Source organism: Methanocellales archaeon, assembly GCA_028715985.1.
Classification (GTDB): domain Archaea; phylum Halobacteriota; class UBA148; order UBA148; family UBA148; genus UBA148.
Map to the genome: position 1 here is coordinate 87,952 of JAQUQR010000006.1, position 9,715 is coordinate 97,666.

Below are 9,715 nucleotides of genomic sequence, written 5' to 3' on the forward strand. Positions count from 1 at the left end.
CGCTTACTCATCCTCCTTCATGGCAATTCTGCGCACTGCATGTGCTCCAACACCCACAGCTGCTGCCCCTATGGCAACCTTAGCTATGGTATCTATGTCCACACCGGCGAGCGTTGACATCATCTCCATTCCTACATAGAATGGCGATGTTCCATCTGGGAATACAGGCTCCGCACAACCGATACATGGTGAGCCTGCTTGAGTGCACATATTCACCGAAGCATTCCAAAGTCGGGTTGCACAGTCTGCATGCGTTATCGGTGCCTTGCATCCTAGTTTCCATAGACAATGCCCCTCAGCAAATTCAGTGTCCAGTTGACCAAGATCATAGAAACCGCGCCTGGGGCAATTTTCGTGTATGGTGTAGTCTGGTGGGCAGAACACTGTTGGCCTATTGTATCTGTCCAATTCGATTAACCCTCCCTTACCGATTATGATCGACGCCAACGTCAACGTTAGCCAATCTGGATTTACTGGACAGCATGGAAGGTTCACCACAGGCAGACCTGCTTTTGATACATAGTTAGCTCCAAGAATTCCACCTTTCGCTGTTTGTAAGAATTGCGCCCCCATGTTGCCAGTTACAGAACCTTTTGCCGCCGGAATGCCACCAAATGTTGCACACGCACCTATGGCTACAACGTATGAGGCTTGTTTAGCACATCTTTCTACCATTTCCTTAAAAGGATGTCCCCCTACCGTAGTGTACATGCCAGAACCCTCTGGTCCGTCTGCTATCGAACCCTCTATGACCAATACGTCCAATGGCTTTGTACCATTCATGTATTCCTCAAGGGCCAACTCTGAATTCAGCTCTGAATTGCCTACCAACCTCCCATCCACAAAAACGCCTTGTTGCATCATCAGGGTTTCATGGTAACCCACATATATGCCTAGCCTTGTGATTGCCTGTATGACATCTGGATATGCGGCGTTGAGGAACGACTCCGAGCAACCGCAACAGTCTGCGCCCTCCAACCAAACGATATTTGTATCTGAAAGTTCTAGAGCTCTAACGATGTCTGCCTTGTAGGTCCCTATAAAAGAGGCTGCGCCCATGGCTGCAGCAATTTTGAGAAAAGTTCTCCTGTCTAATTTTGTTATATCTAAGTTTTTGAAGTTCACACTATGCCTCCTGAGATAGCTACATCTGTTTTTTTATTTGTTGTTATTAATGTTATGGTACCCGATATAAAATTAATCACTAATATGGGCGGCAGAGTAATAGATTGGCGAAGTCATCGTTCAGCCCCTCTCTGCACTCTTCGAGCGAGTATTTTGTGTGACCTTTTCTGGTATCCTCAAGAACTCCAAAATCATAAAGAACTTTTTTTATTGGGCGTGTGTCTTCATTCAAAAACCTATTCGACCATAAGCCTTATACCTCAAAAAACAACAAAGGAAATTTTACTAGAATGAAGCAATGTAAGAGCTTTGTATGGGATGGGAATTGATACGTGTAGGATGCGTTAGAATTAATAATCCTAATTGACCAGAGATCATATTTCAAATTTATAGGGTTCACAAAAAGAGGCTTGAGATTAAAAAAATAAAACGAGAGTGTGTTAATGAATGGATCTTGAAGGTTATGCTAAGCGCGCTCTGCGTAGGGGCGAAGACCAAGACGTTATCCTGCGCAAATTAAAAGAGCGCATTATCGAGGTCAAGGATATATCTGAAGGCAAAGCCCATATCCTTGCTAAAGCTGTTCTGGAAGAGGCAAATGCAACATTGCATCCTGATAGCGATATCACCTCCTTTTCAGCCTCAGGTGTTACGATGGGGGATTTCGGCATTGGTTCACGTGGTCAGGGGGATTTTTACGCTCATCAAAAAATTGCCGAGGTAATCGGGGAGACTGACGCTCTTATAGACTCAAGTCAAATGGATGATTCGGGTGTCGTTTCCTTTGATGGTAACTATATTGTGCTTACTGTTGACGGAATGCACTCTCGCTTAAGTGATTTCCCGTTTCTGGCAGGATTCCACGTCACAAGGGCAGCCTTACGCGACATATATGTCATGGGGGCCCGTCCTATTATGCTTTTTTCCGACATTCATTTGGCTGATGATGGGGATGTTGCCAAGATATTCGATTATACTGCGGGCATCGCTACGGTATCAGAACTTGTTGGCGTTCCGCTGGTTACAGGCAGCACACTCCGCATTGGGGGGGATATGGTCATTGGCGATAGAATGACCGGGTGCGTTGGCGCAGTTGGCATCGCATCTGTGTTAACTGCTCGGAAAAGTGCACGACCAGGAGATATGATCCTGATGACAGAGGGTGCAGGTGGTGGAACGATAGCTACAACTGCACTTTATTTTAGGAGATCACATGTCGTTATGGAAACCCTAAATACGAGGTTTTTGGATGCATGTAAGTTATTGTTCGATGATGAGATAGTCGCCAAGATACATGCGATGACAGATGTCACCAATGGTGGTATCAGAGGTGATGCAGCCGAGATCTCGAAGACAGCAGGGATAAAACTTGTTTTTATTGAGGAGAAAATTCGCTCGTTAGTCAATAAAACCGTGCTCAGAATGTTGGATGAGTTAGAAATCGATTATCTGGGCGTTTCGTTGGATGCTCTTTTGATCATTGCGCCTAAAAACGTAGCAGAAGCCGTATTGGAAGTGTTGCGCAAGCACGACATTTCGGTAGAGATTGTAGGGCACATCGAGGAGGGGTCGGGCGCCGCGCTCATCCAAAACGGAGAACTCCATGAATTAACTCCAAAGTTCCGAGAATCGGCTTATACGCCCCTTAAGAAGGTTGTAGGCGAATTTCCTAGTGTCAAGCTTTCCCAGATGCAAAGAAAAGTAGATGAGGCAGCTGAGAGGGCAAAGGAAAAGAAGCAGAAGGTACTGGAGTTCATTTTAGGTCAAAAACCTTAAATCCAAAGCGGAACTATAATGTTTGATGATTGGGTCACAAGAGTTGCTCCTGATATTCGTACTGGTTTTGTTGTTATTCGGTGCGAATAAGCTGCCAGAATTAGCTAGCTCTATGGGTAAAGCTCTAGGTGAATTCAAGAAGGCACAGAGAGAAGTAGAATACGAACTTAGCTTTGAGTATAAAAAGAAAGCTGCCGATAAAGAGAAATTGGGCAGGATACAGAGTATGGTAAAAGAGCTTGGCATAGATACTGAAGGCAAGACAGAAGATGAATTACTGGAGGCTATTCAGGAAACGCTCAGTAAAAAAGTTAAGGAGCAGAACGTTTAATATCTATCATCGATATACGACATTGGGTGATAAAAAATGATTGGAGGAATAGGGCCTAACGAACTCTTAATCATCTTTGCAGTCATAGTCTTGCTCTTTGGAGCGACGAAGTTGCCAGAGCTAGCGAAGTCTATGGGAAAATCGATGGGAGAGTTCAAGAAGGCACAAAAAGAAGCAGAGCTTGAGCTGAAGCAGTTTGAGCGATCTCTGGAGAGCACCGCTGAAGAGGAAAAGGAAAGCAAGATAAAGAAGAGGGCAAAAGAGCTGGGCATAGACACTGAAGGCAAGACAGAAGATGAATTGCTGGATGCCATTCAGGAGATGCTGAGCAAACAAACCAAGGAACAGGAAGCTTGAGTTTTGCTATAGACCCAAGACTTTGGTGACAAAAATGGTACCCATAGGAACAACTGAGATTCTAGTCATCTTTGCAGTCATAGTCTTGCTCTTTGGAGCGACGAAGTTGCCAGAGCTAGCGAAGTCTATGGGAAAATCGATGGGAGAGTTCAAGAAGGCACAAAAAGAAGCAGAGCTTGAGCTGAAGCAGTTTGAGCGATCTCTGGAGAGCACCGCTGAAGAGGAAAAGAAAAGCAAGATAAAGAGGACCGCAAAAGAGCTGGGCATAGACACTGAAGGCAAGACAGAAGATGAATTGCTGGATGCCATTCAGGAAACGCTGAGCAAGAGAGAAGAAGTAAGCTAATTTCGGAAAGCGGGGTGGGGTAGTCAGGAGATCCCGGCGGGCTCATAGCCACTTTTTAATAAAAGGTTGACCTGCAGAAACGCCTTGCGAATCAGAAGAGGCAAATAAAAGTGCTACACTCACAAATCTCAATAGCCACTATAAAATTATAGTTAAGATAGATAAAAAAAGACAAAATTTAAAGGATCAACCTTTCTGTGATTGGTGAGAGACCCGTAGATCGGTGGTTCAAATCCACTCCCCGCTATTACTGTGGATTAGAGATATATAAAATAAAAAAAGAAGGTTCATTCTACTTTGATTGGCGTCTTTCCAGCCTCAAGCTTGGCTCGCTTGAGAGTTATATCCAGAACACCATTCTTGTAACTGGCTTTTGCACTATCTGTGTCCACGCTTACGGGCAGATCGACATGCTCGGAGTATTCCATACTTTCCGTCTTGGCCCTAATGTCCAGCGAAGTCTCGGTTGCATCTAGCTTGATATCCTCTTTATCAATGCCAGGCATCTCTGCAACCACATGAACTTCATCTTCTGATTCAAACACATCGATGAGTGGCTTTCTCTCGCCTATTTCGAAACCACGGCTCGATGGGCGTATGTTTCCGAACTCTTGAATTTCTGGCTCCCCACCGGGTCGTTGAGTTAGCGAGAATCCGTAGATAAATGGTCTGCTCTTTATCTCATCCATATTTGTGGCATCCATTTTTATGGATTCAAAGATTCGCTCTATTATATCATCCCAATCTCCGAATATATCGTGTTCCCATGGTTTTCTCTCTCTTTTTTTCATCTTTAAATGCACCTCACGCATATGCATGTTTGGCGAAATCTTCAGCCATATCCTCAAACTTTTCGAAGGTCGCTCTTGACGTTGACGGTTTTACCTTTTTCATCGCGGCATCAAAGTGCTCCTTTTTTATCACGATGTTTTTGGCTCCCTCTTTTAAGTGCTCTTTTTCCACTCCAGATTGAATGAACTCTCGCAGGGCAAGCATTGTTGCCTCCCTGCATATTGCCTCTATGTCTGCGCCCACATATCCATTTGTATTTTTCGCCAACTCTTTTATGTCAATGTCCTCCCCTTTAGGCTTGCCCTCTAAATGTATGCTGAAAATTTTCTCTCTACCCACTTCATCAGGGGGCTGGACATAGATCAATCGGTCGAGCCTACCAGGACGTAGAAGTGCCTGATCTATCATGTCTGGTCTGTTGGTTGCAGCCAAAACGACAACCTCCTTTAGTTCCTCCAATCCGTCCAATTCAGTGAGTATCTGACTGACAACCCTTTCCGTCACCCTCGAATCTGAGCTCATGCCTCTTGTAGGAGCTATTGAGTCTATCTCGTCTAAGAATATTATCGTTGGAGCCGCTTGTCTTGCTTTTCTGAAGATTTCTCTGACGGCTTTCTCCGACTCGCCAACCCACTTCGAAAGTAACTCTGGGCCTTTGATAGAGATGAAGTTTGCATCGCTCTCGTTGGCAACCGCCTTTGCTAGCATCGTCTTGCCGGTTCCAGGCGGACCAAACAACAATATGCCTTTTGGAGGCTCTGTATGAAGGGTTTCGAACACCTCCGGATAAGTGAGAGGCCATACCACCACTTCTATCAGCTCTTGTTTAACCTTCTCAAGACCACCGATGTCCTTCCATTCTACCTTGGGGACCTCTATGAAAACCTCTCTCATCGCCGATGGCTCAATGTTTTTCAGAGATTCGCTAAAGCCCTCTTTAGTGACGACTAATTTTTCAATGACCTCTGGAGGAATCTCCTTTTCAATGTCTATTTCTGGCAAGATTTTACGTATGGCATGCATAGCGGCCTCCTTACACAGTGCTGCCAGGTCTGCCCCTACGAAGCCATAGGTTATGTTTGCCAGCTCTTTTAGGTCAACGTCCTCTGAAAGGGGCATCCCTCTCGTGTGGACTTGGAGAATTTCATAACGTCCATTACGGTCTGGGATTCCGATTTCTATCTCTCTATCGAATCTCCCACCTCTTCGCAAAGCAGGATCAAGCGCATTTGGTCGGTTGGTAGCACCGATTACGATCACCTCTCCCCTTGCTTTCAGTCCATCCATGAGTGCAAGGAGTTGCGCAACGACTCGACGTTCAACCTCGCCGGTTACCTCCTCTCTTTTTGGGGCAATTGCATCCAGCTCATCCAGAAAGATTATCGATGGAGCAGACTTTTCAGCCTCATCGAAAATGTCTCGGAGTTGTTTTTCGCTCTCACCATAAAATTTGCTCATGATTTCTGGGCCGCTGATGGGTATGAAGTTCGCATCCGTCTCGCCGGCAACAGCTTTTGCAATCATCGTTTTACCGGTTCCCGGGGGCCCATAAAGCAGCACTCCTTTGGGCGGATCGATGCCCAATTTCTGAAATATCTCCGGGTGTCTGAGTGGAAGCTCTATCATCTCTCTTATAAGGGAGATCTCACGTTTTAGTCCGCCAATATCTTCATACGTTATCTGTGGTGCTGTCCTTCTTAACTCCTCAACCGGCTCCTCTTGTAATATGATTCGTGTAGTTTTTGATGTCACAACGGTTCCAGCCGGCTGCGTTTTTGTTACTATGAATGTGAGGGGGCTACCAAGCATTTCCACCCTTATTTTCTGTCCTTTGATCACAGGGCGACCTTCCAATATCCTAAGCAACTGGTATTCGCCTCCAACAATTCTGACAGGCTGTGTGGGTGCGATGGTTATGCGGATCGCTTCTTTTGCATCCACCTTGCGTATTTTAACCTTATCATCGATGCCAACAGCTGCATTGCTCCTGATGTTGCCATCTATCCTAATAATTCCTTGACCTGCATCATCGGAATATCCGGGCCAAACGATGGCTGCAGCTATCTGTTTCCCCTCTATTTCGATAGTATCACCACTCACTATCCCCAACTTTTTCATGGTTGCCATATCCACTCTAGCAATTCCTCTTCCAGCATCTCTATGATACGCTTCCGCCACTCTTAGCGTTACTTCTTCTGACATCTCTTTCACCTAATATACCATTCTCTCTCTTTCTCAATGATTGCTCTTTTTTCTTTCAACTTATTAAGACTTCTTTCAATTTGGTCGGCAGGGAGGTTCAACTCCTTTGAAAGCTTCTCTGCTGTTCTAGCCCCCCCGACCAAAGTCAATAATATCTCTGCCTCTATGGGATCTGATGCGATATTGTCGATCATTTCAGAGCATAAGTTCATAATCTCGATGATCCTCGATTGAGCGGATCTCTGTGCGAGCATCAATTCCCTGCGTAATGCGTGCAATCGCTGTAACTCCTGGTTTAGCAGTGCATTCATCGAACTGTACTCTTGCCTAACTCTTCTCTGCTCTTCAGCATCTATCCTGATGGGGCTCACTTCCATCCCATACAGGTAGGGTGATAAAGAAACATCCAGTTGGACATTGCCTGTGATATAAAAGTATTTACGCCGTTGCTCATTCAAGCATTCAATGAGACCTGCTCTCTCCAACATCTCCAAATGGCCAAGGACGGCTTTAGGACCCACATTTAGTTGATTTACGATCTCAGATATGTAATGGGGTCGTTGAGAGAGCAATTGAAGTATCTTTCTCCTATTCTCGTTGCCCAGTATGTCCAGCAGTTTAGCAGAGTCCATAGCTATCATTAACTTGAAGTTACTAACCTTAAGTTAGTAATGATAGTATATAAAGATTTCGTTTAATTTCCGTTGAATTTTTGAGTGTTGCATTTGTGTTTTTGCAGAAAGGCGGCAATGACTTTTAAGAGAAGCTCAATACACAAGAAAGGAAAATTCACTACAGAAAAAGAATTTACTTAACGGAACGAGTCCGCAGCGGCTACAAGTTCATGCTATTGTAAGATGTGTAGTATTCTGGCTACCTCTATGATGACTAAGGTTATGGTGACGATAGCTAGCACCCATGTAAGAACATTTAAAAGTCGTTCACTTTCCTCGATGGCATGTAGCAAATTAACCTGCTGTTTTAATATTTCAGAGCTTTGCTCTTGTTGCAAGATGCCTAAATAAGTTCTTATCATGTTAGATACGGTTCCTAGTTGAGTTCTTAACGCCTCTGCACGATCTGTAAAATCCTCAAAAGACTTTAATATGTGGGTATATCCTATTGTTTCCGTTAATGTATTTGTAGTATATCCTTTCACGCTTGTTTCACTCCATTGGTTTAGAAGATTTTTATTTTCCTCTATGTAGGTTTTAGCTATAATCTGATCCCTCTTAATTGAACTTGATAATACCGACAACGATGAGTATCTTTCCATCACATCTGATAACCATGATTTCAAAGTTTCGATTTCCACGGGTTTCGTCTCTCTCATCCTGTTCAAGATGCTATCAATTTTTTCTTGGATTTCATCCTCTCCAGAATCAATCTGCGGGAAATATGGTTGGCATAATCGATGGACCCTATCAACTTCTACGAGGTTGATGGCTAAATTTTTTATGTCTACGATGAGGTCTGATATGGTATGTTTCACTTTCGAGGGGCTCAGATTTATAGGAGATAGCAGTAATTCGCGCCTTAGGAATTGTAACTCGGTTTCGCTATTTGGTTTCCTAAAGGTTGCTAGAAGATAATCGCCTACGATGCCCGCGGCTACTTTATGACAATTAACATATTCTGAATACTGTCGGACTAAGTTTAAGGCTTCATCCTGACTATCTACTGGACCCACAAAGACCGAAAGAGATAGGATAGGATTTTTAGGTAGGAAATCAAGAACAGGCTGAACTTGACTTTGGTAGTACTCTAAGTCTTTTTGCCATTCTTTTGAAACATAATTATCATGTAAATGGTTAATATCTATCGAAAACACATTATAATTTTTTTCTTTGATTAACTCAACACCACATAGCACATGTCCTAAAATTATTTTGATGCTATTTTTATCTCCTTCCATCGATTTGGGCTCATAATTTCTTTTGATAGATTCAAATGCTCTATTTGTATCTTCTCGACTTTCATGTTCAAAAATTAAAATGTTAATTAAGCTTGGTGAGCCAAGAGTTAAATCCAATTCATTGGGTTCCATAGAAATCTTAACATTTTATTTGATTATTTCGAAGGTGTGCTCACATAGAGGGTCTCCCCTGGCCCTTGCAAACGTCACTTTATGTTTTATATTGGGATTCACAACTGAGGCTAAACCCCCTAAGGTAGGCCATGAACAGTTTTCGTCTATCCAAAGCCAAGGTATGTTAAATGATTTCGCTGAAACCATCATTAGACAAAAAGACCTGTTCCGATAGATTACTTTATCGCCTTCAACTTTAGCTGTAACCTCTGTTTTACATTCTTCCATAAAGGCGTTAACGACCTTTGCAAGCGTATCCAGATCATTTCCCTTTAGGTCAAGTTTTGCCATCAAGGCTTTACCCATCTTTTTACCAAACTCAAAGGAGTACTCTTGAGCCTTCTCAGGTTCATTTTTAAATTTTCTATAAAAATCACCCCAGGAGTACTCCCATATCTCCCACATACCTTTGTCAGTCATTTTTTGCCTCTATTTATTTAATTAATGATGAGCTTATAAAAAACATTAAATCGGCTCTATAGAAAAACCTTTCCTCTCAAGTTTCTGTTAAGATATTATGTATGGATTTAGTTGTTAACTATCGTGGGATGGCTGGCATTTTAGACTAAGAACTCATTTCAAAACCCTCCATAGGATGAGGATGCTGGCCAGATTGATGAATGTCTGGTAAGTTCTGACAAGTCTTTCGTGTCTTAGGACGATTCTTTTGAAGCTCAATAGCCAGGCCGTTCTACAG

General features: G+C 43.3%; 10 protein-coding genes and 1 tRNA gene. 5 read left to right on the forward strand and 6 right to left on the reverse strand.

The annotated features are described in order from the left end of the window. Positions 1-3: 3 nt before the first annotated feature. Positions 4-1,125, reverse strand: a complete 1,122-nt coding sequence (locus PHI74_06385) for a hydrogenase small subunit (GenBank protein ID MDD5485635.1) — start codon at positions 1,123-1,125, stop codon at positions 4-6. A 447-nt stretch (positions 1,126-1,572) separates the two neighbouring features. On the opposite strand from PHI74_06385, the gene PHI74_06390 reads away from it, so the two are divergent. The 5 genes from PHI74_06390 to PHI74_06410 all read left to right on the forward strand — a co-directional run bounded on the left by PHI74_06390 (position 1,573) and on the right by PHI74_06410 (position 4,182). Beyond that, entirely contained in the window at positions 1,573-2,901 is a 1,329-nt protein-coding gene (locus tag PHI74_06390) for an AIR synthase-related protein (protein ID MDD5485636.1), read from the forward strand. 25 nt (positions 2,902-2,926) lie between these two features. Then, positions 2,927-3,232 carry a twin-arginine translocase TatA/TatE family subunit gene (locus PHI74_06395; GenBank protein ID MDD5485637.1) on the forward strand — a complete coding sequence of 102 codons (306 nt, stop codon included), beginning with the start codon at positions 2,927-2,929 and terminating at the stop codon, positions 3,230-3,232. Positions 3,233-3,268: 36 nt separating this feature from the next. Beyond that, positions 3,269-3,589, forward strand: a complete 321-nt coding sequence (locus tag PHI74_06400; protein MDD5485638.1) for a twin-arginine translocase TatA/TatE family subunit — start codon at positions 3,269-3,271, stop codon at positions 3,587-3,589. 34 nt (positions 3,590-3,623) lie between these two features. Next, positions 3,624-3,935 (forward strand): twin-arginine translocase TatA/TatE family subunit, encoded by a 312-nt coding sequence (locus PHI74_06405; GenBank protein MDD5485639.1) that lies wholly within the window; start codon positions 3,624-3,626, stop codon positions 3,933-3,935. A gap of 8 nt (positions 3,936-3,943) precedes the next feature. After that, a tRNA-Met gene (locus PHI74_06410) sits at positions 3,944-4,182 on the forward strand. Between the two features lie 40 nt (positions 4,183-4,222). On the opposite strand, the gene PHI74_06415 is transcribed toward PHI74_06410, so the two are convergent. The 5 genes from PHI74_06415 to PHI74_06435 form a co-directional block, all read right to left on the reverse strand. Beyond that, the gene (locus tag PHI74_06415; GenBank protein MDD5485640.1) at positions 4,223-4,726 is read right to left on the reverse strand and encodes an Hsp20/alpha crystallin family protein; all 504 of its coding nucleotides are present in this window, start codon (positions 4,724-4,726) and stop codon (positions 4,223-4,225) included. Between the two features lie 13 nt (positions 4,727-4,739). Next, complete coding sequence (locus PHI74_06420; GenBank protein ID MDD5485641.1) at positions 4,740-6,929, reverse strand: CDC48 family AAA ATPase; 2,190 nt, start codon at positions 6,927-6,929, stop codon at positions 4,740-4,742. 5 nt (positions 6,930-6,934) lie between these two features. Next, a complete protein-coding gene (locus PHI74_06425) occupies positions 6,935-7,570 on the reverse strand; it encodes a helix-turn-helix domain-containing protein (protein MDD5485642.1) in 636 nt (211 codons plus the stop codon). A 206-nt stretch (positions 7,571-7,776) separates the two neighbouring features. Further along, positions 7,777-8,961 carry a hypothetical protein gene (locus PHI74_06430; GenBank protein MDD5485643.1) on the reverse strand — a complete coding sequence of 395 codons (1,185 nt, stop codon included), beginning with the start codon at positions 8,959-8,961 and terminating at the stop codon, positions 7,777-7,779. A 30-nt stretch (positions 8,962-8,991) separates the two neighbouring features. Next, on the reverse strand, positions 8,992-9,438 hold the full coding sequence (locus tag PHI74_06435; GenBank protein MDD5485644.1) for a hypothetical protein: 447 nt from the start codon (positions 9,436-9,438) through the stop codon (positions 8,992-8,994). Between the last annotated feature and the right edge of the window lie 277 nt (positions 9,439-9,715).

Bases quoted from the DNA above. Each gene is read 5' to 3' on its own strand.
- PHI74_06390 (MDD5485636.1), top strand. From the start codon at position 1,573: ATGGATCTTGAAGGTTATGCTAAGCGCGCTCTGCGTAGGGGCGAAGAC.
- PHI74_06395 (MDD5485637.1), top strand. From the start codon at position 2,927: ATGATTGGGTCACAAGAGTTGCTCCTGATATTCGTACTGGTTTTGTTG.
- PHI74_06400 (MDD5485638.1), top strand. From the start codon at position 3,269: ATGATTGGAGGAATAGGGCCTAACGAACTCTTAATCATCTTTGCAGTC.
- PHI74_06405 (MDD5485639.1), top strand. From the start codon at position 3,624: ATGGTACCCATAGGAACAACTGAGATTCTAGTCATCTTTGCAGTCATA.
- PHI74_06415 (MDD5485640.1), bottom strand. From the start codon at position 4,726: ATGAAAAAAAGAGAGAGAAAACCATGGGAACACGATATATTCGGAGAT.
- PHI74_06420 (MDD5485641.1), bottom strand. From the start codon at position 6,929: ATGTCAGAAGAAGTAACGCTAAGAGTGGCGGAAGCGTATCATAGAGAT.
- PHI74_06425 (MDD5485642.1), bottom strand. From the start codon at position 7,570: ATGATAGCTATGGACTCTGCTAAACTGCTGGACATACTGGGCAACGAG.
- PHI74_06435 (MDD5485644.1), bottom strand. From the start codon at position 9,438: ATGACTGACAAAGGTATGTGGGAGATATGGGAGTACTCCTGGGGTGAT.